19 protein-coding genes are annotated in these 21,276 nt (G+C 68.2%); 13 read left to right on the forward strand and 6 right to left on the reverse strand.

What is annotated here, in order from left to right:
* Positions 1–14: 14 nt before the first annotated feature.
* Positions 15–1,223, reverse strand: coding sequence for a cysteine desulfurase family protein (locus ACIQR3_RS00680; protein WP_346346888.1), 1,209 nt, complete (start codon positions 1,221–1,223; stop codon positions 15–17).
* Between the two features lie 438 nt (positions 1,224–1,661).
* Here ACIQR3_RS00680 and ACIQR3_RS00685 point away from each other — a divergent pair, with 438 nt between their 5' ends.
* The 5 genes from ACIQR3_RS00685 (at position 1,662) to ACIQR3_RS00705 (ending at position 7,783) form a co-directional block, all read left to right on the forward strand.
* On the forward strand, positions 1,662–3,290 hold the full coding sequence (locus ACIQR3_RS00685) for a DEAD/DEAH box helicase (protein ID WP_403532442.1): 1,629 nt from the start codon (positions 1,662–1,664) through the stop codon (positions 3,288–3,290).
* Entirely contained in the window at positions 3,287–5,170 is a 1,884-nt protein-coding gene (locus ACIQR3_RS00690) for an ATP-binding protein (RefSeq protein WP_403532444.1), read from the forward strand. The genes ACIQR3_RS00685 and ACIQR3_RS00690 overlap by 4 nt, the downstream gene beginning before the upstream one ends.
* A complete protein-coding gene (locus tag ACIQR3_RS00695) occupies positions 5,167–6,063 on the forward strand; it encodes a phospholipase D family protein (protein WP_161298570.1) in 897 nt (298 codons plus the stop codon). Before ACIQR3_RS00690 ends, ACIQR3_RS00695 begins: the two co-directional genes overlap by 4 nt.
* Before the next feature lie 74 nt (positions 6,064–6,137).
* Entirely contained in the window at positions 6,138–6,785 is a 648-nt protein-coding gene (locus tag ACIQR3_RS00700) for a hypothetical protein (RefSeq protein WP_161298571.1), read from the forward strand.
* Positions 6,786–6,982: 197 nt separating this feature from the next.
* Positions 6,983–7,783 carry a phosphoadenosine phosphosulfate reductase gene (locus ACIQR3_RS00705; RefSeq protein ID WP_161298584.1) on the forward strand — a complete coding sequence of 267 codons (801 nt, stop codon included), beginning with the start codon at positions 6,983–6,985 and terminating at the stop codon, positions 7,781–7,783.
* Positions 7,784–7,899: 116 nt separating this feature from the next.
* Here ACIQR3_RS00705 and ACIQR3_RS00710 read toward each other — a convergent pair whose 3' ends face one another.
* Together ACIQR3_RS00710 and ACIQR3_RS00715 are read right to left on the reverse strand one after the other, a co-directional pair.
* Positions 7,900–8,751, reverse strand: a complete 852-nt coding sequence (locus tag ACIQR3_RS00710; protein ID WP_403532446.1) for a hypothetical protein — start codon at positions 8,749–8,751, stop codon at positions 7,900–7,902.
* Positions 8,752–8,810: 59 nt separating this feature from the next.
* Complete coding sequence (locus ACIQR3_RS00715) at positions 8,811–10,250, reverse strand: DNA phosphorothioation-associated putative methyltransferase (RefSeq protein ID WP_403532448.1); 1,440 nt, start codon at positions 10,248–10,250, stop codon at positions 8,811–8,813.
* A gap of 384 nt (positions 10,251–10,634) precedes the next feature.
* Between ACIQR3_RS00715 and ACIQR3_RS00720 the strand changes: the two genes are divergently transcribed.
* Positions 10,635–10,907, forward strand: coding sequence for a hypothetical protein (locus ACIQR3_RS00720; protein ID WP_217129542.1), 273 nt, complete (start codon positions 10,635–10,637; stop codon positions 10,905–10,907).
* A 289-nt stretch (positions 10,908–11,196) separates the two neighbouring features.
* Here ACIQR3_RS00720 and ACIQR3_RS00725 read toward each other — a convergent pair whose 3' ends face one another.
* Positions 11,197–12,378, reverse strand: coding sequence for a tyrosine-type recombinase/integrase (locus ACIQR3_RS00725; RefSeq protein WP_384693777.1), 1,182 nt, complete (start codon positions 12,376–12,378; stop codon positions 11,197–11,199).
* Positions 12,379–13,350: 972 nt separating this feature from the next.
* Between ACIQR3_RS00725 and ACIQR3_RS00730 the strand changes: the two genes are divergently transcribed.
* From ACIQR3_RS00730 to ACIQR3_RS00745, 4 genes are all read left to right on the forward strand, one after another.
* A complete protein-coding gene (locus tag ACIQR3_RS00730) occupies positions 13,351–14,064 on the forward strand; it encodes a M50 family metallopeptidase (RefSeq protein WP_403532450.1) in 714 nt (237 codons plus the stop codon).
* Between the two features lie 134 nt (positions 14,065–14,198).
* Positions 14,199–15,515 (forward strand): 3-phosphoshikimate 1-carboxyvinyltransferase, encoded by a 1,317-nt coding sequence (aroA, locus tag ACIQR3_RS00735; RefSeq protein WP_215168214.1) that lies wholly within the window; start codon positions 14,199–14,201, stop codon positions 15,513–15,515.
* 17 nt (positions 15,516–15,532) lie between these two features.
* Positions 15,533–16,543 (forward strand): ribosome small subunit-dependent GTPase A, encoded by a 1,011-nt coding sequence (gene rsgA, locus ACIQR3_RS00740; protein WP_403532452.1) that lies wholly within the window; start codon positions 15,533–15,535, stop codon positions 16,541–16,543.
* A gap of 128 nt (positions 16,544–16,671) precedes the next feature.
* Positions 16,672–16,995 (forward strand): multidrug efflux SMR transporter, encoded by a 324-nt coding sequence (locus ACIQR3_RS00745; RefSeq protein WP_215168212.1) that lies wholly within the window; start codon positions 16,672–16,674, stop codon positions 16,993–16,995.
* 21 nt (positions 16,996–17,016) lie between these two features.
* Here ACIQR3_RS00745 and ACIQR3_RS00750 read toward each other — a convergent pair whose 3' ends face one another.
* A complete protein-coding gene (locus ACIQR3_RS00750; protein ID WP_403532454.1) occupies positions 17,017–17,631 on the reverse strand; it encodes a TetR/AcrR family transcriptional regulator in 615 nt (204 codons plus the stop codon).
* A 159-nt stretch (positions 17,632–17,790) separates the two neighbouring features.
* Here ACIQR3_RS00750 and hisN point away from each other — a divergent pair, with 159 nt between their 5' ends.
* A complete protein-coding gene (hisN, locus tag ACIQR3_RS00755; protein ID WP_215168210.1) occupies positions 17,791–18,591 on the forward strand; it encodes a histidinol-phosphatase in 801 nt (266 codons plus the stop codon).
* 159 nt (positions 18,592–18,750) lie between these two features.
* Positions 18,751–19,137 carry a cyclic nucleotide-binding/CBS domain-containing protein gene (locus tag ACIQR3_RS00760; RefSeq protein ID WP_403532457.1) on the forward strand — a complete coding sequence of 129 codons (387 nt, stop codon included), beginning with the start codon at positions 18,751–18,753 and terminating at the stop codon, positions 19,135–19,137.
* A gap of 68 nt (positions 19,138–19,205) precedes the next feature.
* Here the strand turns inward: ACIQR3_RS00760 and ACIQR3_RS00765 are convergent, their stop codons facing one another.
* Positions 19,206–20,657, reverse strand: coding sequence for a catalase (locus ACIQR3_RS00765; protein ID WP_403532459.1), 1,452 nt, complete (start codon positions 20,655–20,657; stop codon positions 19,206–19,208).
* A gap of 143 nt (positions 20,658–20,800) precedes the next feature.
* Between ACIQR3_RS00765 and ACIQR3_RS00770 the strand changes: the two genes are divergently transcribed.
* Positions 20,801–21,217, forward strand: coding sequence for a Fur family transcriptional regulator (locus ACIQR3_RS00770; protein ID WP_403532461.1), 417 nt, complete (start codon positions 20,801–20,803; stop codon positions 21,215–21,217).
* The last annotated feature ends 59 nt before the right edge of the window (positions 21,218–21,276 follow it).

Raw genomic sequence — 21,276 nt, forward strand, 5'->3', positions numbered from 1 at the left:
GGGAACTGCTGAAGTCAGTGAGCAGCGGCTCCGGCTGTCGCTGCCAAGGCGGCGCGCACCTGGTGGACCGCGCGGACCACCGCCTCGGCAGCTGCGGCGGTCTCATCTGCGGTTGTGGCGTAGCCGAGGGAGAAGCGCACAGTGCACTCCGCTTCCTCCCGGCTCAACCCCATGGCGAGCAAGACGTGGCTGGGAGTTGGGGCTCCCGAGGCGCAGGCGCTTCCGTCGGATGCGGCTATGTGCGGCATGGCGGCCATGACTGCGTCAGCGGGGGCGCCTGCGAAGGTGATGCTCGTCACGCCGGGCAAGCGGGGGGCTTGTTGTCCGTTGATGCGGCATCCGTCCACAGTCGTGGTCACCATGTGCTCAAGCTGATCGCGCAGTTGGGTCACGCGGGCGACGTCATCGACAAGGTCACGGCTGACGGCCGCAGCGGCAGCTCCGGCACCGGCGATCCCGGGCACATTGAGCGTGCCGGCCCTCCACCCCTTCTCCTGCCCACCACCGGTGATCAGCGGCCTGAACGGCAGCGGTGTACCACGTCGTACGAACAGTGCGCCAACACCTTGAGGGCCGCCAAACTTGTGGGCCGACAGCGACAGAAGGTCAACGTCCACTTCGGATAGGTCCAGGGGCAGCCGGCCGATCATCTGCGTGGCATCCGTGTGAACCAGCGCACCTGCGGCATGCGCCGCCTTGACGACCGGAACAAGGTCGGTGAGGACCCCGGTTTCATTGTTGGCCGCCATCAGGGAGACGAGACTCACACCGCCCCGGTCAAGCTCTTCCTCCAGGGCCCCGGTTTCCACCAGGCCGTCTGCCCGCATCGGCAGGACAGTCAGTGATCCCGGCTCGTATTGGGTCAGATCCCGGGCGGTCTCCAGCACTGCGGGGTGCTCCGCACCGCTCGTCACGATCCGGGCCCCGCCGCGGTGAGCCGCGCGCAGGGCCAGATTATTCGCCTCGGTTGCCCCTGACGTGAAGATGATCTCCCCGGGCGAGCAAACGAGCAGGTCAGCAAGGTGCCGACGAGCAGTCTCCACACGATGGGCGGCCTCCCGGCCGGGATGATGCACACTCGACGCGTTACCGACGGCCTGCAGGGCCTCCAACACTGCCGCCAACGCTTCGGGCCGGATCGGGGCCGTCGCATTGTAGTCGAAATACGCCGAAACCGTCCCCTCGGACTCACCCCTCATGCCCCACCTCGTCTCGCTCAGCACCGCACACAATCTACTCCTGGTGGAACCCGGACGTGTGCACCGGGGGCACCACCAGGAGTGAGTCGCGATCGTAGCGATCGAGATCGATCAGTCAGCGAAACCGACACTCAGCCCGGAACGCAAACTGCAACTCGAACTAATGTTCCCTATTGCTTGGGTGCCTGCAACCCATATCGGGAAAGGGCATCGACGCAGAGGCCGTACGAGAACCTCGGCGGAGCCTGCCGCACCCGCATCAACACCTCTGAGCTGCCAATATCAGTCGCTGAGACCCGAGTGTCAGTGCGTGGGTTTATGGTGATCAGGCACTGTAACCCTGAGGCGACTCAGAGTTGCGGGCTGCTCTGCATGCACAGAACTGAGGCGGGGGCTCCGCGTGTTGACGGCCATTCAGACATCGAGGGGAAATCTCCCCTGTTCCGCAGGGGTGGTGAATCGATGACAGCGTGGTCGCCCGGCCTGTCCTTCCAAGCCGTGCTGGACAGCGCTCCGTTGCCGTACATCCGCGAGCGGCTCGGCACGCACATGTGCGCTCTGCTCGACCTCATCGACGGCGGAAGCGCCAGCGATGAGCGGCTCCGAGCAGTCGCCGCCGTGACGGTGGACGCCGAGAAGCTCGTGTCCGATCACACGGACCGCGAGGAGCTGCTGCGGCTCCTGCCCGCCGACAAGCAGACAGAGCTTGCCCAACGTCTTGGAGCGGACGGCGCGGGCACCGATGCCCTTCTCTACCTGAACGGTCTGAAGTGGGCGAGTGAGCAGCAGCGGCAACTGCTGGAGTTCTTCGGCTTCAGCGTCGACAGGGCGCCTGCGCTGCCCCCGCTTTTTCGGCAAGACGCCGAACCCGAGTACGGGCTGTTCCCCCACCAACGGCGCGCAGCCGCACGCGTGAAAGAGTTGCTGTACGACGGACCGCGGCGGGTTGTCCTTCACCTGCCGACAGGCGTGGGCAAGACCCGCACCGGAATGAACCTGATCGCCGACCATCTGCGGCAGCACGAGCCCACCCTCGTGGTCTGGCTGGCGCGTGGGCAGGAACTGCTGGAACAGGCGGCTGCGGAGTTCGAGCGCGCGTGGTCCAAGCTCGGCGACCGTCCGATTACGGTCGTCCGGATGTGGGGCGAGGCGCCCACCGATGTGCAGGCGCTGACAGACGGCCTTGTCATCCTGGGGCTGGAGAAGGCCGTCTCCGCGGACAAGAGCGATCCGGAGCTTCTCCGCAAACTCGCATCGCGCAGCACCCTCACCGTCTTCGACGAGGCTCATCAGATCATCGCGCCGACCTACCAGCGAGTGGTGGACGCCCTCACCATCCGCCCCGATGCCAGCTTGCTGGGCCTGACGGCCACCCCCGGCCGAACCTGGGCGGACGTCACGCAAGATGAGCGACTGTCGGACTTCTTCGCCCGCCAGAAGGTCATGCTGCAGATCGACGGATACAGCAACCCGGTAACCGCCCTCATCGAACAGGGCTACCTGGCCAAGCCCATCATGAAGACCGTCGCCTCCGAAGCCGGCCTGCATCTGTCCGCGCGCGATCAGCAACTGCTCGCGAAGTCCTTCGACATCCCGTCGGACATCATCGCGTCGCTGGCCCGCGACGAGCAGTGGAACCTCAAGGTCGTCCAGACCGTGCTGGAGCTACTGGAACGCCAGCACCGCAGGATCCTGGTATTCGCGGCCTCCGTTGACCACTGCCGCCTGATCGCCGCCGTCCTGTCGGCGCTCGGCCTCGATGCCGACTTCGTCACCGGCGAGTCCTCTCCCCGGCACCGGAACGACGCCATCAGACGCTTCAAGGGCGCCGGCCGACGCCCCATGATTCTGTGCAACTTCGGGGTCCTGACCACAGGCTTCGATGCCCCGGCGGCCAGTGCTGCCATCATCGCCCGACCGACCAAGTCGCTGGTCCTGTACAGCCAGATGGTCGGCCGCGTCATCCGCGGCCCCAAGGCCGGCGGAACCACCACCTGCGAGATCGTCACCGTCGTCGACCCGGAGCTGCCCGGGTTCGGAGACGTGGCCGAGGCATTCACCAATTGGGAAGACGTATGGGAGACCGCGTGACCGGCGAGGGAAGCAAATACCGGATCGTCAGCCCTTCGCTGACCGTCAAGGCCATGCGCGACAGCGGCTACAAGAACACCGCCTACGCGCTAGCCGAGCTGATCGACAACAGCATCGACGCGGAAGCCACTCTGGTTCAGGTCTTCGCCTGCGAGAGCCCAGTGCAGGGCGCCACGCAGACGAGGCACCGGGTGGACACCATAGCTGTCCTTGACAACGGCAGGGGGATGGACGCCGAACGCCTGCGGCGCGCCTTGAAGTACGGCGACGGCCTCGGGGGTGACCGCAACCGCATCGGACGCTTTGGCATGGGTCTGCCCAACTCCAGCATGTCCCAGTGCACCAAGGTCGAGGTCTGGTCATGGACCAATGGGGCCCCGAACGCCATGTACACCTACCTCGATCTTGAGGAGATCAACGGCGGACTCGACGACGTCCCCAGTCCCGTACACCACCCCGTGCCAGAGTACTGGAGCGACCTCAGCGAGGCACCGCTGGGAACCACCGGCACCCTCGTGGTCTGGTCAAACCTTGACCGGGTCAAATGGCACGGCGCCGGCGCCACCCTGCGCAACACTGCCGAGCTGATCGGCCGTGTGTACCGGCACTACCTCCACGACGGCAGGGTGGAGATCAAGATGGCGCCGGTCCGCGAAGCAAAGGTCCTCGAAGGAGACAACGGAGCGTACTTCGCCGAGCCCAACGACCCCCTGTACCTCATGGACTCAACGGGGACGCCGCCCCCATTCGGGAACAAGCCCATGTTCGAGCCCTTCGACATGGGCAACGAGAAGGAACCCGGGGTCGCCTACTTCCCGATCACGGTCGATGGGACGAAGCACAACGTGAAGGTGCGGGCATCCATCGCCCGGCCCGAGGCCCGCCGCGCCGATGTCGAAGGTCACCCGTGGCCCGACAACGCGAACCCCAACGGGAACCCCGGTTTCCAGCCGTGGGGTCAGCATGCTCGTCGGAACATCGGGATTTCCCTGGTCCGGCAGGGGCGCGAACTTGACCTCGATTCCAAGTGGGCCATCGGGTACGACCCCGTCGAGCGCTGGTGGGGCGTCGAGGTGGAATTCCCCCCGGAGCTCGACGACATCTTCGGCGTCACGAACAACAAGCAGACCGCCACGGTCTTCTCGTCTCTCGCCCACTTCGACTGGACGGCCGAGGCCGAGGGGGACGAGACGCCCAAGGCGTTCAAGGACCGCATCGCCGAGTTCGGCGACCCGCGCCTTCCGTTGATCGATCTCGCGGTCTACCTGGAGAAGAACCTCCTGCCCGCAATGCGGCGGAAGCTGAGGCAGCAGACGCTGGGCAACCGGGGAGGCAAGAAGCGCCACGACGACGTCGTCACGTCCAAGGCCACGGACGCGGTGAAGCGCCGACAGGAGGACGGTCATACGGGAACGACCGACCGCCTGGCAGAGGAGGCCACCGAGAAGGACAAGCGCCAGGAGCAGTTCGCGGCGCTCACCGAGCGGCATCACCTCGACGAGCACACCGCCCAGTCCATGGTCGACGAGGCACTGGAGAAAGACTGGCGTGTTCGCTGGATCTCCAGCCCGCAGGACTCCACGGCGTTCTTCAACATCGACCTCATGGCCGGCATGCTGCAGGTGATCTTCAACACCGAACACCCGCTGCACAGCGAGCTGATGACCGTCCTTGAAGACGTGCCCGAAGACGCGAGCGAGACCGAACTCCGCCAACGTCTCGCCCGCGCCTCCGACACCTTCAAACTCCTCGTCTTCTCCTGGGCCCGCATGGAGGACGAGATCCCCAACAAGCGGGACCGCGCCAGGATCTCGGACGCCCGGCGCGACTGGGGCCGCTACGCCCGCGACTTCATCGAAGACGGGAGCGATGACGAGTGACGCAGCCGGACCACGTCTGGCAGCAGATAGCCGACCTGATGAAGGGTGCCACGACGCGAGTCGCCCTTGTGGCGCCCTTCATCAAGAAGACCGTCTTCGAGGAGACCCTCGCCTCGGTGCCGGCCTCGGTGGAGAAGATCGAATGCGTCACGCGCTGGACTCCGGCGGAAGTAGCCGCCGGAGTCTCCGACCCCGAGATCATCGAGGCGGCGGAACGGGACGAACGCGTCAAGATCACTCTCTGCCCGTCGCTGCATGCCAAGATCTACGTCGCCGACGACCGATGCCTGGTCGGATCCGCGAACCTGACCGGCAAGGCCACCGGCCGAGTCCCCAACGCCAACGTGGAGCTCTTGCTGGATGTACCCCTCACCCATCCCGAAGTGCAGCGCGTTCTCAGCCAGATCGAGTCCCGCTCGACAGCTGCAACACCCGTGGTGGCCGCCCTTGTCCGGCAGCAGGCAGAACTTCTGAAGGAGGAACGCATCCCGCCTCCGGCCGAGGGTGAACCCGCCCCCCTCTGGTACCCGGAGACGAGGCGCCCGGAGAACGTGTTCGCGCTGTACAGCGGGCGAACGCGATTCACCTCGCCGGTTGAGGCCGGCATCATCCAGGACCTTGCCATGCTCGATGTCCCGGCAGGTTTGGCGGAGCACGACTTCAATGCGGCGGTCGAAGCTCGGCTGCACGCCATCCCAGAACTCCACAAGCTGCTCGTCGGCGAGCGCCTCAGCAACATCGAGCTCCAGAAGGCCATCGTGGAACGGACAGGAGACCCCGAGGACCAGGCGCGCAGGACGACGGAGACCCTCGCGGCCTGGCTACAGCACTTCGGCCGCTATTACACCGAGGTGGGCTCATGGGAGCTGCGCCCCGGCATCGAGCACGCCTAAGATCACAGCCACGGCGTGGCCTGCCAGCACGTCGCCGACGAACACGGGCACAGGGTGATGGGGAAGGCCGTTTCATGGCACAGGTACGCGTCCCGTTCCTCCTCGGGCACGCCGAGATTGCCTTCCTCTTCCACGTGGAGCCGCAGACGTCCCAACGGTGGCGGACGGAGGGCAAGCTCGACGAGCCCGATCTGATCGCGTCGGGCAATCCATACTGGCTGCTGAGCACGGTCATGCGACTTGACGGCGAAGGCGACCGCAAAGTCGACCGGGAACGGCTCGCCCGGCATAAGGCTGGTATCCCGCTCGGCTACGACCCGGAGGACAAGGAGCACCTCCCGGTCGTCGTCGGTATCCAGGAGGCAGCACGTGTTCTGGGACGGGACGCGCAGGCCATCTCTCGGTGGCGCAACCGGCAGCGGATCGCCGAGGCCGATCTCCTCCTCTCCGGTTCTCCGCTGTGGCTCCTTGAGACGATCCTGGACGACGCACGACAGCGGCAGCGACCCATCGTCGCTGCCGAAGTCGCTGCACTGCGTGCAGGACAGCGCGCTCCTCAGAAGCCTCGTGGTCGAAGACTCAAGGCCCCGACGGCGCGCCCACCTCGACAGCCACCGCCTGCTGCTCAGACGTTCGCAAGCGCTGACCATGGCGCCGCAGCCGAGTTCCTGACGTCCGTCCTGGCTCAGGGATACTCCGTCACCATCAAGCCCCAGCCCTAGCCCCCGGTCTTTGGACGCCAGCAGCAGTGACCAACCTCCGCGTTCGCCGACAGCAGTGAGAGAAACACTTGCTTCTTGATCACTGTATCCATACTGTCTCTCATATGTCGATCTTGCAGCAGAGCCCCGGAGCCCATCACGCCGATCCCACCGACTCCATCTCCCCGGCCGCTACCCGTGAGCCCAACCGTCCTCGGATGAAGGTCGTTTCCTACGGAGGCGGTGTCCAGAGCACCGCCCTGCTCGTGCTGGCAGCTCGCAAAGAGATCGATTTCCGCGCCTTCCTGTTCGCCAACGTTGGCGACGACAGCGAGCACCCCGCGACCCTTGCCTACGTCCGTGAGATCGCCATCCCGTACGCCGCACGTGCGGGACTGGACATCCACGAACTCAAGCGGCGCCGACGCGACGGGGCCACGGAAACGCTCATGCAGCGGCTGAACCGGCCGGACACCCGGTCGATCCCCATCCCCGTCCGCATGGCCAACGGCGCTCCTGGCCGCCGCAACTGCACCGCCGACTTCAAGATCAAGGTGGTCGGGCGGTGGCTTCGGGAGCACGGCGCCACCGCAGAGGCCCCGGCGGCGGTCGGTATCGGCATATCGGTCGACGAAATCCATCGCGCCAACCGTCGGCGGAGGGAACCTCACGAGGTCATCGAGTACCCCCTCCTCGACCTCGGGCTGCGCCGGGACGACTGCGAGCGCATCATCGCCGGGGCCGGCCTGCCGGTACCGCCCAAGAGCTCCTGCTTCTTCTGCCCCTTCCGCACCGTCGACGCCTGGCGCCACCAGCGTCGGCACGAGCCCGAGTTGTTCGCCCAGTCGGTCCGGCTGGAGGAGACGATTAACCATCGGCGGGCCACACTCGGGCGGGATGCCGTGTATCTCACGAGGTACGGCATCCCGCTCACCCAGGCCATCCCGGATCAGAACCCGGGGGAAAGTGACGTCGATGAGGATGAGGGGGCGTGCGACTCCGGCTGGTGCATGACCTGATACGTGCCAGGCAGCCGCGATGGGTGGGGCCCGAAGCCATGCTTCGGGCCCCACCCATCGTTTGTGAGCCCTGGGGTGCCGACATGGCCACCGCAGGGCACTGCTGGTGGCGGAAATCAGAGCTCGGGCGGCTCGCCGGGCTGAAGGTGGAGGACTGAGAGGTACTCGCCGTAGGGCATCTCTTCATCCACCCAACGGCTGCCGCCGGAGGAGTCGGGAATCCACATGCCGTCGAGAAGGTACTTGTCGTCGAAGACGGCGACGCGGTCCTCCTGCACCGCTGCCGCCATCAGCATCTGTATCCCCAGCAGCAGAACCGTGGAGGCTTCCTTCACCGCGCAGACCTCGGCGTGCCCGGTGGGAAAGACCTTCGCGTCCGCGTCGCTGCCCGGCTCGGGGACGGCAGCACGACCGTGAACGGCCATCTCGTGCAGGGCAATCGCTTGGGTCACCGCTGCCGCCACCGGTGTGCCGACGCCTGGCATCTCGTCCGGGATGTGCGTCCGCAGATGGTCGGCGACCGCGCGAGCGTGCACAGGCCATGCGTCGCCGTGGTGGTGCAGCCGCCGTTCCGCGGCCTCGACGGCCAGTCCAAGCTCCGGGGTGTCCGGGTGCAGCAGCCGGACGCATCCTTCAAGCGCTGCGCGCAGGTAGCCAAGGCGCACCTGGTGCTGCTGCCACTCCTCCATCATCTCGGTCCAGACGGCATCGAAGTCAAGGCCCGCCGAGCACATGCCGCCGTCGTCGTAGGACATGTCGAACGTCACCGTGCGCAGGCCCTGGGCGAGGCGCAGCCACTTGTAGGCCGTGTCCCAGCTGTTCTGCGCCCCAGGGGCTGCCGTGACGGCGGAGGCGTGCTCCACCCAGTCGGTGAGTTCACGAACGTGGTCCTCGGGCTCGGACAGCGCGAGGGTGGACAGCGTGCGGTACGAGGGCAGGCAGGGGCCCTCCATCCGGGTAGTGGTCATGCGTGGAGCGTGGCACACGGCACTGACAATCGCTCCGGTGCCGAAAGCCGGTGCGACGCTCAGGTGCTGGTGGTGCGGCGTACAAGCCGGTGGCCTCGCAACTCCCGCTCGCAGCGTACGAGTTCGCGCTTCCATCCCTCTTCCGTGCCGATCAGGTGCGGACTCTCGTAGAGGCCAGCGCGCACCTCGGCCTCCGTGAGCCTCCGGTACTTGGGTGCGTCGGGATCGTCCTCAGCAAGGAATTCGTGCTTACGGTGCAACAGAGGACGGTTGGTGGAATCTGCGTACGAAGTGAAAGAGGACTTGAGGGTCAGGTCGACGGCGTACGAGGCCGCGATCCGCGGGTGGGGATCCGTGTCGAACTCGGGGTAATCGAGCCAGCTGACCCCTCGGCCCTGATGGCGGAGCTTGACGACGGACCACTCGCCAGGGCGGCCGGCAGCGATACTCGCGCACTGCTCGTACAGTCGCAGCACGGCCGGGATCCGGTGAAGCGCACGACGGTGCACGTACAGGGCGGTTGCAGTGAACTTGCCGGCGATCGATCCGTTCATCGCCCGACGGACGTATGCGTCGTCACGCAGCTTGAACAGCAGCCGATCCGCTCGCTGGCACGCCTCGGTGTACGAAGGGAAGAAGGCACGGATGTCCAGTTGAACCGGCAGGGGCAGACTGGTTACCGGGCCTCGGCCATGAAACAGCTCCAACGCGAGGAACAACAGAGTGTCGAGGGCTCCACGCTCGGCGCTCCGCTCGACCTTCACGGGGTCGGCTTCCTGCTCGGCAAGGCGTTTGAGCTCAGCGGGACGCAGGTGGCCGAGGAGGCTGATGATGGGCTGCGGCATTTCCTCCAGCTGAGGCATCCTGCCGCGTTGTTCGAGATGATCGACGACCGAGGTGATCGCCGAGGCGGTGTCCTCGGACGCCAGCCATCCCCCTTCGGGGGCGACCTGGCGGGCTAGGTAACTCAGGCGGGCCGCATCGTCCTTGAATGCGTAAACGATGCCGGGCGCCGCCGACACGCAGCGGACACCGGTGGCTTCCTCGACGTAGTCGCGCAGCTCGCCGGCGGCGTAGAGGTGCTGGAAGGTGCGGCGTTGGGTGAGGATGCCGTCGCCGTACTCGGTGCCGTTGATCTGGTTGCGCTCCCACCTCAATCGCGCGGACACCACGAGTACCGACTTGGCGAGGTCCCAGGCCCGTAGGAGCGTCTCGCGTCGTTCGGCGGGATTCTCAATGACGTTCAGAACATAGGTCAGAAGGACCACCTCGGCCGACTCACGCCGCCCGTCCGGAAAGTGCACCGGGTCCCACCCCTCGACATCGAAGCCGAGGTTCTGCAATGCCCGCACATCGCCGCCACGTCCACACCCGTAGTCCAGCACTCCCGTGTCGGGTTCCAGCTGAAGGTCGCCAACGGCGCGACGGGCCGGCAGCGAGAGGCCGATTCGGCCGATCGCGGTCTGATGCCTCTGGCTGCTCCACAGCTGCTGTGTCATCGGCGTCCCCAGATTCCACGGACAGGCCAGCATGCGACAGCACCGAACCTTAACTGACACTCGATCCGGTGACCGGCTTACGGGGAGTCACACTCCCCAGCTGACCTCGGGTGACGCTGCTCTTCGCCACGATTGCAGGCGTGGCGGGTCGTCCAGGTGACGACGGACGCCGAAGAGTTCGCCCGGGCCACGCCTCAAGCGGATAGGAAGGCGCGGCTTCCAGGCACGGTAGCCCGGATTCTCCGAAGAGGTATGCCGATCGCTTCAGCTCAAGGTGATGGGGCACTTGGGCACGCCGTCGGCAAGTAGCCCGGTAATTAAGTCGACGAGGCCGGCGGGATCGATTTTGAGATCCGGCCCCGCGTGCTTGCTACGGTCCCGCACATGACGCTGCCTGTACCTCGTGCTGCTGATCTACGCCGGGAATCGCTCAGCGGACTGCTGGACCGTGTGGAGCGGTCGCTGCAGGTGCGTCTCGACCGGGAAACGGTGGTGCGCAAGCGCCGGACCATGGGGGCACGAACGGACCGGGATACCTGGGTCCGCACCGAACTGCGGGGGTTCGGCCGGATCGGCGCCCAAGGGTGGAATAGACCCGAAATCGCTGCCGACCTCAGCGGGGTCGCCATGCCTTCGTGGCACGCAGGGTTCGCATGATGCGAGCCGAGTGAACGAGTGATCTGGCGAGCGGATGAGATGGAACTGGTCAACGCCGCGCCGGTCGGGCAAGCCGCTCTTGTGATCGAAGACCCTCGTCTCCCAGATGCATGGTGGTCCGCGCTAAGCGCTTCACTGGACGCGCTCGCTGTCTCGGCGACGGCCCAAAGCGTTTCAGCCGCCGCCGACAACCCCTCTGGCCAGTCTCACCGATTGGACCAACGCCGCACGTTCATCACAACCGCCCGCCTGCGAAACGCATCCCACCGGCCATCGGGTCAGCGCAGAATCAGCCGGACCGGGACAAGGCAGCGTCGAGGGTGTCAGCGCCTGTACGGCTTGCGGGCAGACAGCCGGCTGTTCCGTCGGGTGACTGCCCCGCTGCGCCGAGGGGCCCGGGCCGCATGGCGTCCTGCAGGGTCGCCCGGCAGCGATGCCAGGCGCGAGGCACAAGGTGTCCGTAAATGTCGATCGTGGTTTTGACCGATCGATGGCCCATCCAGCGCGAGACCTCGTGGATCGGGACCCCGTGGGCCAGCGCGGTCGAGGCGAAGAAATGCCTCAAACTGCCAGGCGTGTACTTCGCCTCACCGTCCGCATCAACCAGCCCGGCCGACCGGCATGCCTTCTTGAAGTGGTAGCCATAGGTACAGGCAGTAGGCATCGCGCCCTTGCCGCGCGGACGCGGGGCGAAGAAGACATCAAGCCGCCGCCGTTTCCCCCTGCGCCCCGTGAAGACCACCGGCACCGGTTCCCACCTCGACAGGTGAGCGTCGATCTCCTGATCGACGAAAGGGGCGGTCGGAACGTCCCTGTACTCGCCCTCACTCCGGTACTTCAGGGGCACGAATACCGCACGGCAATCCGCCCGGTGGGCCTGAGCACTGACCTGCCAGCGGATCCTGACGAAGCCGGGCCGCCGACTCTCGACGGAAAAGGCCAGGGCTTCGCTGGGACGTTGGCCGGTACCCGACTGGAGGTAGATGGTGAGCCGATACTGCGGCGCGATGTGCGCGGCGATCAGATCGACCTCACCCGGCGTCGGGATCTCGTCCCCATCCACTGCCGGCGCAGCCGCTCGGGGCATCCGCACGCCCCGTGCCGGATTGTCCGGGATGCGTTTGTCGACGACGGCCGCCTCCAGCATGGCGGCCACCATCATCATGCGGACCTTGACCGTGGAGGCCGCCAGCCCCGTACCGGAACCATGGATGTCCTTGGCGAACTTCTCAAAATCGCGCCGCGTCAGTCCGGCCAGTGTCCTCCGGCCTAGACGCGGCACGAGATGGTTGCGAACGAACCCCTCATAGTTGCGGCGTGTCGACTCACCGATGGCCCGCCCGTCGAGCCACTCCTGCGCCCAGACCTGCAAGGCCAAAAATCCGCGCGCAGGATCCACCTCCGCGACGGCACCCGCCTTCTTATGGTTCTCAACATTGACGGCGAAAGCGTCCGCGCCGTCCGGACCCACCCTTCGCGGAAACGACTTCTCCCGTTGCCGACCCCGCCTGCCGCCCGGCTCCCGATACCGCACCGTCCACCCATGACCGCATCTTGAACGCTCGCAGGGATAGTTCCGATCCCGGACATCCCGCTTGCATTTCTGAAAGACACTCGCCACTCAAGCCCCCTCCCCGGTTCCACTCGCACCGGAATTCGAGACATGTCGTCTCATCGCTGCCTGAAACACAACCGCCGAGCGGCTCTCTGCGCCAGCAAGCGCCGTACCTGGCACCTGTTCTGCACCGTGGCCTCACTCACCCTCAGGCGCACGCTCCGCCATCTCGGCCACAGCCAGAGGGTGATATTCCCCCTGCACACCCAGCCCCCGATATTCCACCAACCCCCGTAACCGAACCGTGCAACAGCGTCTGCCAGCCAGGCAAGACATTCAACTCCGATTCCCCCTTTCCAGCGAACGTCGGAGAAGAACACTTTAAAGCGCGTTACACACGGGAGATCAGAGAAATTCTCTGCATGACCAGGGCACCGAGGCCGAGCAAGCATCGAAGGAGACGGCCCGGTGCGAGCAGCCACGTCTACCCCACAAGGGCGCGCCAGCATTCCCACGACCCTCGCGCTCACAGAGTGGGACACGCTCTCCCGACACCAGCGGCGTGGCGCGATACGTCCGCGACGACGGTCCGCTGCACAGACGCAGTGATCGACCCCACGACAACGCGACGCCCGAACCGGGACAGCATGAGGTAACCAGCACCGACCCAGCACAGGACAGGTTTCCCGGGGTGATCACAGGTGTCTCCAGGTCAGCACCCAGTCAGCACGGGTAAAGCAAGAGCCCCGGAGCGATCCGGGGCTTTAAGGCCGTGACCTGCATGTTTGCCGTCAGGAACGATCGCTGCTACGTCAGCGTCTCAGATACCGTCCGCACATACGTGCAACACTGCCAGATTCCGCCGGACCGGAGGGGCCCTCACCGCACATGGACAGCACCACAGCCACCTCGCTCTGGGACGAGATCACCGGTACCCAGCCCGACCCCGACCTGTGGGTGGTGATCGCCACCCTGGTCGCCGCGCTGGTGGTCGTCGTGCCGCACCGGCCGTGGCGGATAGCGCGCAACGCCATCACCATCGCGCACGAGGGCGGGCACGGGCTGGTGGCGCTGCTCACCGGCCGGCAGCTCACCGGCATCCGCCTGCACTCGGACACCAGCGGCCTCACCGTCAGCCGCGGCAAGCCGACCGGGCTCGGCATGATCCTCACCGCGGCGTCCGGCTACACCGCTCCCCCGCTGCTGGGCCTGGGCGGCGCCGCGCTGCTGGGCGCGGGGCGCGTCACGCTGCTGCTGTGGCTGGCGACCGCGCTGCTGCTGGCCCTGCTGGTGATGATCCGCAACGCCTACGGGGCGCTGACCGTGGTCCTCACCGGCGGTCTGTTCGTCGTGGTGTCGTGGCTGGCCGGTCCACAGGTGCAGGCGGCGTTCGCGTACGCGGTGGTGTGGTTCCTGCTGCTCGGCGGGGTGCGCCCGGCATTCGAACTCCAGGCGAAGCGGTCCCGGGGCGGCGCCGGGGACTCGGACGCGGACCAGCTGGCCCGGCTCACGCACGCCCCGGCCGGGGTGTGGTTCTTCCTGTTCCATATGGTGTCGCTGTGCTCGCTGCTCGGCGGGGGCCGCTGGCTGCTGGAGCTGTGAGACGGTGCCTGACGTGCCTGACGCGGTGAGACCGGATGCATATATGCATGGCACGTACCATGACGGTGTTTCGGTCTGGTTTCGCCACTTTTGATCAAGATCTCCGATCGCTCTCAGCCACTAAAGTGGGCCCCATGACGCTGAACCCCGCGCACACCGCCCTCTGGCCCGCCCCGCACGCGAGCGGAGCCGTCGACGCGACCGTCCACGTGCCCGGGTCCAAATCGGTCACCAACCGCGCCCTGGTGCTCGCCGCCCTCGCCTCCGAGCCCGGCTGGCTGCGCCGCCCGCTGCGCTCCCGGGACACCCTGCTGATGGCGGGCGCGCTGCGCGAGCTGGGCGTGGGCATCGAGGAGGGCGTCGGACCGGACGGCACCGGCGAGTTCTGGCGGGTCATCCCGGCGGGCCTGCGCGGCCCGGCCACCGTCGACGTCGGCAACGCCGGCACGGTCATGCGGTTCCTGCCTCCCGTCGCCACCCTCGCCGACGGCCCGGTCCGCTTCGACGGCGACCCGCGGTCCTACGAGCGTCCGCTGCACGGCGTGATCGACGCGCTGCGCGCCCTCGGCGCCCGCATCGACGACGACGGCCGCGGCGCGCTGCCGCTGACCGTGCACGGCAGCGGTGCCCTGGAGGGCGGCCCGGTGGCGATCGACGCCTCCTCGTCGTCGCAGTTCGTCAGCGCCCTGCTGCTCTCCGGCCCCCGGTTCAACCAGGGCGTCGAGGTCCGGCACACGGGCTCCGCGCTGCCCTCGATGCCGCACATCCGGATGACCGTCGACATGCTGCGCTCGGTCGGCGCCCAGGTCGACACCCCCGAGTCGGGCGGCGAGCCGAACGTGTGGCGGGTGACGCCGGGCGCGCTGCTCGGCCGGGACCTGACCGTCGAGCCCGACCTGTCCAACGCCCAGCCGTTCCTCGCGGCGGCGCTGGTGACCGGCGGCAAGGTCACGATCCCGGACTGGCCGGCCCGTACCACCCAGCCCGGCGACCGGCTGCGGGAGATCTTCACCGAGATGGGCGGTTCCTGCGAACTGACCGACTACGGCCTGGTCTTCACCGGATCGGGTGCCGTGCACGGCATCGACGTGGACCTCTCCGAGGTCGGCGAGCTGACCCCGGGCATCGCGGCCGTCGCCGCCCTCGCCGACTCCCCCTCGACCCTGCGCGGCGTCGCCCACCTGCGCCTGCACGAGACGGACCGGCTGGCCGCGCTCACCAAGGAGATCAACGAGCTGGGCGGCGACGTCACCGAGACCGCCGACGGCCTGCACATCCGCCCGCGCCCGCTGCACGGCGGGACCTTCCACACCTACGAGGACCACCGCATGGCCACCGCCGGCGCGATCCTCGGCCTGGCGGTGAAGGACGTGGTGATCGAGAACGTGGCGACGACGGCGAAGACCCTGCCGGACTTCCCCGACCTGTGGACCGGGATGCTCGGGGCGTAAGGGACGCGGGACAAGCCATGCGCCGTTACGGCAAGCACACCGACGAGGACGACATCCGCACCCGGCCGGGCCGACGCAACACCCGGCCCAGGACCAACATCCGCCCCAAGCACGAGGACGCCGCCGAGGGCATGGTCCTCACCGTCGACCGGGGGCGGCTGACCTGCCTCGTCGAGGGCCGCACGGTCATGGCGATGAAGGCCCGTGAACTGGGCCGCAAGGCGGCGGTCGTCGGCGACCGGGTCGCCCTGGTCGGCGACATGTCCGGAGCCAAGGACACCCTGGCCCGCATCGTCCGCATCGAGGAGCGCACCTCGGTGCTGCGCCGCACCGCGGACGACGACGACCCCTTCGAGCGGGTGGTGGTCGCCAACGCCGACCAGCTCGCCATCGTCACCGCCCTCGCCGACCCCGAGCCCCGCCCCCGCCTCATCGACCGCTGCCTGGTCGCGGCGTTCGACGGCGGTCTCACCCCGCTCCTGGTGCTGACCAAGTCGGACCTGGCCCCGCCGGACGACCTGCTGGAGCTGTACGGCGCCCTGGACATCCCCTACGTGGTCACCAGCCGCGAGGAACTGGCCGCCGGCGACGCCGCCGACCGGGTCCGCGACCATCTCACCGGCAAGATCACCGCGTTCGTCGGCCACTCCGGCGTCGGCAAGACCACGCTGGTCAACGCGCTGGTACCGGACGACCGGCGGCGCTCCACGGGCCATGTGAACGCGGTGACCGGACGCGGCCGGCACACCACCACCTCGGCACTGGCGCTGCCGCTCGCGGCCCCCGACAGCTGGGTCGTCGATACCCCGGGCGTACGGTCGTTCGGGCTGAACCACGTCGACCCGTCGCGCGTGATCCACGCCTTCCCGGACCTGGAGCCGGGGACGGAGGGCTGCCCGCGCGCGTGCAGTCACGACGAGCCCGACTGCGCCCTGGACGCCTGGGTGGCCGAGGGCCACGCGGACCCGGCGCGGCTGTACTCGCTGCGCCGGCTGCTCGCCACGCGGGAGCGGAAGGAAGGCGACTGACCTTCGCGTTGTTTGCGGGGGCGTGGTGCAGGTAAGTGCATAATCGCACCCAAGCCGGAACCAAGCACGGACAAAGCGGTCACGGTACCTGGGACCACGGGACGACGGGGACTAGTGGAGGACGACACATGGCGTGGCTGCTGGTCATAGTGGCCGGGTTGCTGGAGACCGGGTTCGCCGTGTGTCTGAAGCTGTCCCACGGCTTCACACGACTGTGGCCGACCATCGCCTTCGCCGCCTTCGCGCTGGGCAGCTTCGGCCTGCTGACCCTCTCCCTGAAGAAGCTCGACGTCGGCCCCGCCTACGCCGTGTGGACCGGCATCGGCGCGGCGGGCACCGCGATCTACGGCATGGTCTTCCTCGGCGACCTGGTGTCGACCCTGAAGATCGTCTCGATCAGCCTGGTCATCCTCGGCGTCATCGGACTCCAGCTGTCGGGTTCCTCGCACTGACCCTCTGCTCCCGGCGGGCCGTCACACCGTCAACCGCCGCGGCAGCGCCATCCGTACGAGGTCGGCCACCTGGCCCTCGGCCGGCGGCGCGGTGACGCAGGACAGGGCGAGCCGGACGACGAGTTCGCAGACCCGGGACAGGTCGGCGGCGTCCGTCCGAGCCTTCGCGGGGGTGCTCCCGGCCAGGGTCGCCGCCGCGCGGTCGCGCACCAGCGCCACGAGGTCACCGGGCGAGGGCAGCGGCCCGTCCGCCCGGCGCTGGGCCGGGGCCGGGGCGGTGGAGGCCACCGCAGCCGGCGCCGGCGACGGCAGCCGCGCCTCCCAGCAGCCGGTGAGCAGGGCCCGTACCAGCGCGTTGCGGCGGGCGGCCGCGGTGGTCCACTCGGCGGCGGCGGTGAGCCGCGCGTCGGGGCCGCCGGGGCAGGCGAGGGCACGGTCCACCCCGGCCAGGAAGCCGTCCGCCTCCCTGCGCACCAGCGCCCGCGCGAGCCCCTCCTTGCCGCCGAACTCGTTGTACAGCGTCTGCCGGGACACCCCGGCCGAGGCGGCCACGTCCACCATGCGCACCGCGGACCAGGGCCGGCGGGCCAGCGCCGCGCCGGCGGCGTCGAGCAGGGACTCCCGCGCTGCGGGCATCGTCGCCTCCCCAGGAGCGAGCGGCTCTGCGGCACAGGTTCGACGCGGCCCCGGGCACTGTCAAGGGTCCGCGCACCCGTCCTCGGGACGCCCCGGGCGCACCCGGTGGACCGGCGGCCCTGTTGGCCCGTTCCGGCCCCCGGCCGATACGGTTGCCGCATGCCCGACTACCTGGACGACCTCCGCCTGGCCCACGTCCTCGCGGACGCCGCCGACGCGACGACCATGGACCGCTTCAAGGCCCTCGACCTCAAGGTCGAGACCAAGCCGGACATGACGCCGGTCAGCGAGGCGGACAAGGCCGCCGAGGAGCTGCTGCGCGGCCACCTCCAGCGGGCCCGCCCGCGGGACGCGGTGCTCGGCGAGGAGTACGGCGTGGAGGGCACCGGTCCCCGCCGCTGGGTGATCGACCCGATCGACGGCACCAAGAACTACGTCCGCGGCGTCCCGGTCTGGGCCACGCTGATCTCCCTGATGGAGGCGGGTGAGGGCGGCTACCAGCCCGTCGTCGGCGTCGTCTCCGCGCCCGCCCTGGGCCGCCGCTGGTGGGCGGTGAAGGACCACGGCGCCTTCACCGGCCGCAGCCTGACCTCGGCCACCCGGCTGCACGTCTCCAAGGTGTCCGGGCTCTCCGACGCCTCCTTCGCGTACTCCTCGCTCAGCGGCTGGGAGGAGCAGGGCCGCCTCGACGGCTTCCTGGACCTGACCCGCAAGGTGTGGCGCACGCGCGCGTACGGGGACTTCTGGCCGTACATGATGGTCGCGGAAGGGGCGGTCGACCTGTGCGCGGAGCCGGAGCTGTCCCTGTGGGACATGGCCGCCCCCGCGATCGTCGTCACCGAGGCCGGCGGCACCTTCACCGGCCTCGACGGCCGCCCGGGGCCGCACAGCGGCAACGCGGCGGCGTCCAACGGACTGCTCCACGACGAGCTGCTGCGCCACTTGGAGGGCCGGCACTGACCGAGGGGCGGAAGCTGGGGCGGCAGCAGGAGAGGGACCGCACCCTTGTTTGCCTTCGCTTTACCTGCCACTCTGAGGGTCCCCCCATTGTGAACTTGTGAATCCATGAACTGTCTCATGGGTGCACGAGGAGTGGCTCACCAGGAGGTGGCTCCGCCCATGCTCGTCCGCGACGCCATGAGCACGGTCGTCCTCACCATCGGCCCCGACCACACGCTGCGCCAGGCCGCCGCCCTGATGGCCGCCCGGCGCGTGGGCGCGGCCGTCGTCCACGACCCCCACGCCGAGGGCATCGGCATCCTCACCGAGCGCGACATCCTCAACTCCGTCGGCCGGGGCCAGGACCCGGACGCCGAGCGCACCCACGCCCACACCACCGGCGACGTCGTGTTCGCCGCGCCGTCCTGGACGCTGGAGGAGGCGGCACTGGCGATGACGCGCGGCGGCCTCCGCCACCTCATCGTCCTGGACCGCGGCGAGCCGGCCGGCATCGTCTCGGTCCGCGACATCATCCGCTGCTGGACACCGGCCCGCGTACCCGCCTGAGACGACGAAACGGGCCGGACCCCCCGCAGGGGTTCCGGCCCGCCGCTACGACAAGCGGTCCAGTGCTGTCAGCCGCGCAGGGCCTGGACCGCGGCCTCCAGCCGCTTGCCGAAGTCCTCGTCCGCCTGACGGAAGTTGTTGATCGCGCGCTCGGCGATGTCGTCGCGCGTGACCCCGGAGATGGCGTTCGCCAGGTTCTTGACCAGGCGCTCCTTCTCGTCCTCCGACATCAGGCGGTACAGGTTGCCCGCCTGGACGAAGTCGTTGTCCTCGGCGTGCACCGGGGTCACGGTCTCGCCGGTGACACCGGTGACCTGCACGCCCTGCCACAGCGCGCGGCCCGTCTGGAACGGGCCGCCGAAGCTGTTCGGCTCGTAGTTCTTCGCGCCCTTGTGGCGGCCGTCGTACAGGTAGCCGTCACGGGAGTGGGTGCGCGCCTCGGTGGCGTGCGGGCGGTTCACCGGCAGGTGGTCGGCGTTGATGCCGACGCGGTAGCGGTGGGCGTCGCCGTAGGCGAAGAGGCGGCCCTGGAGCATCTTGTCCGGGGACGGACCGATGCCGGGCACGAAGTGCGCCGGGGAGAAGATCGACTGCTCGACCTCGGCGAAGATGTTCTCCGGGTTGCGGTTGAGCTCCATCTTGCCGAACCAGACGATCGGGTAGTCCGCGTGCGGCCACACCTTGGTCAGGTCGAACGGGTTGAAGCGGTAGGTCGCCGCCTCGGCCACCGGCATGATCTGCACGCCGACGGTCCAGGACGGGAAGTCACCGCGCTCGATCGCCTCGCGCAGGTCGCGCTGGTGCGAGTCGGGGTCCTTGCCCGCGAGGACCTCGGCCTCCTCGGCGGTCAGGTTCTTGATGCCCTGGTCCGTCTTGAAGTGGTACTTGACCCAGAAGGCCTCGCCGGCCTCGTTGTTCCACTGGTAGGTGTGCGAACCGAAGCCGTCCATGTGGCGGTACGAGGCGGGGATGCCGCGGTCGCCGAACAGCCAGGTCACCTGGTGGGTGCTCTCCGGGCTCAGACCCCAGAAGTCGAAGACGTTGTCCGCCTCCTGCGAGCCCGTGTACGGGTCGCGCTTCTGGGTGTGGATGAAGTCGGGGAACTTGATCGCGTCCCGGATGAAGAAGACCGGGGTGTTGTTGCCGACGAGGTCGTAGTTGCCCTCTTCGGTGTAGAACTTCACCGCGAAGCCGCGCGGGTCGCGCACCGCGTCCGCCGCACCCAGGTTGCCGGCCACGGTGGAGAAGCGGAGGAAGACCTCCGTCTCCTTGCCGACCTCGGAGAGGAAGGCGGCACGGGTGTACTTGGTGACGTCCGCGGTGACCTTGAAGGTGCCGTAGGCACCGGCGCCACGGGCGTGCACGACACGCTCCGGGATGCGCTCGCGGTTGAAGTGGGCCAGCTTCTCCAGAAGGAGCTGGTCCTGGACGAGCACCGGGCCACCGACACCGGCCGTCTCGCTGTTCTGGTTGTCGGCGACCGGAGCGCCGGCCTCCGTAGTAAGCGGTCCCTGAGTCACGTGGGCCTCCTGGCCATTCTTGCTGTTCCTGTCCCTTGGCCGAAGCCGTTGCCGATCCTACAATGGACAATGTCTAAGTCAAGTAAGACTCCAAAGTCACACTGGTTCGGGATCTTGTCCCCCTGGCTGTTAGGCTGGTTCGCATGAGTGACCTACTGGAACGGCTGCGCGGACGCGGATGGCGTATGACCGCCCAGCGGCGCGTGGTGGCCGAGGTCCTGGACGGCGAGCACGTCCACCTGACGGCCGACGAGGTGCACGCCCGTGCCGTCGCGAAGCTCCCGGAGATCTCCAGGGCCACCGTGTACAACACCCTGGGCGAGCTGGTCACGCTCGGCGAGGTGCTGGAAGTCGCGACGGACAAACGCGCCAAGCGCTACGACCCGAACGCCCACCAGCCCCACCACCACCTGGTCTGCGCCCAGTGCGGCGCCATACGCGACGTCCACCCGGCGGGCAACCCGCTGGCCGACCTCCCCGACTCGGAGCGCTTCGGCTTCACGGTGTCGGACGTCGAGGTGACCTACCGCGGCATCTGCCCCAACTGCGCGGCGGCCTGACCGTCCGCTTTCCCCCGGCACCTGTGGGGTGCCGGGGTTTTTCACGTCCGTACGCCCGG

The sequence above is a fragment of the Streptomyces sp. NPDC090994 genome, assembly GCF_044768905.1.
In the GTDB taxonomy this organism is placed as follows: Bacteria; Actinomycetota; Actinomycetes; order Streptomycetales; family Streptomycetaceae; genus Streptomyces.

What these genes read in the sequence shown, in the direction of transcription:
- ACIQR3_RS00685 (WP_403532442.1), top strand. Translation starts at nt 1,662, where the DNA reads ATGACAGCGTGGTCGCCCGGCCTGTCCTTCCAAGCCGTGCTGGACAGC.
- ACIQR3_RS00700 (WP_161298571.1), top strand. Translation starts at nt 6,138, where the DNA reads ATGGCACAGGTACGCGTCCCGTTCCTCCTCGGGCACGCCGAGATTGCC.
- ACIQR3_RS00705 (WP_161298584.1), top strand. Translation starts at nt 6,983, where the DNA reads ATGAAGGTCGTTTCCTACGGAGGCGGTGTCCAGAGCACCGCCCTGCTC.
- ACIQR3_RS00710 (WP_403532446.1), bottom strand. Translation starts at nt 8,751, where the DNA reads ATGACCACTACCCGGATGGAGGGCCCCTGCCTGCCCTCGTACCGCACG.
- ACIQR3_RS00715 (WP_403532448.1), bottom strand. Translation starts at nt 10,250, where the DNA reads ATGACACAGCAGCTGTGGAGCAGCCAGAGGCATCAGACCGCGATCGGC.
- ACIQR3_RS00720 (WP_217129542.1), top strand. Translation starts at nt 10,635, where the DNA reads ATGACGCTGCCTGTACCTCGTGCTGCTGATCTACGCCGGGAATCGCTC.
- ACIQR3_RS00730 (WP_403532450.1), top strand. Translation starts at nt 13,351, where the DNA reads ATGGACAGCACCACAGCCACCTCGCTCTGGGACGAGATCACCGGTACC.
- aroA (WP_215168214.1), top strand. Translation starts at nt 14,199, where the DNA reads ATGACGCTGAACCCCGCGCACACCGCCCTCTGGCCCGCCCCGCACGCG.
- rsgA (WP_403532452.1), top strand. Translation starts at nt 15,533, where the DNA reads ATGCGCCGTTACGGCAAGCACACCGACGAGGACGACATCCGCACCCGG.
- ACIQR3_RS00745 (WP_215168212.1), top strand. Translation starts at nt 16,672, where the DNA reads ATGGCGTGGCTGCTGGTCATAGTGGCCGGGTTGCTGGAGACCGGGTTC.
- ACIQR3_RS00750 (WP_403532454.1), bottom strand. Translation starts at nt 17,631, where the DNA reads ATGCCCGCAGCGCGGGAGTCCCTGCTCGACGCCGCCGGCGCGGCGCTG.
- hisN (WP_215168210.1), top strand. Translation starts at nt 17,791, where the DNA reads ATGCCCGACTACCTGGACGACCTCCGCCTGGCCCACGTCCTCGCGGAC.
- ACIQR3_RS00760 (WP_403532457.1), top strand. Translation starts at nt 18,751, where the DNA reads ATGCTCGTCCGCGACGCCATGAGCACGGTCGTCCTCACCATCGGCCCC.
- ACIQR3_RS00770 (WP_403532461.1), top strand. Translation starts at nt 20,801, where the DNA reads ATGAGTGACCTACTGGAACGGCTGCGCGGACGCGGATGGCGTATGACC.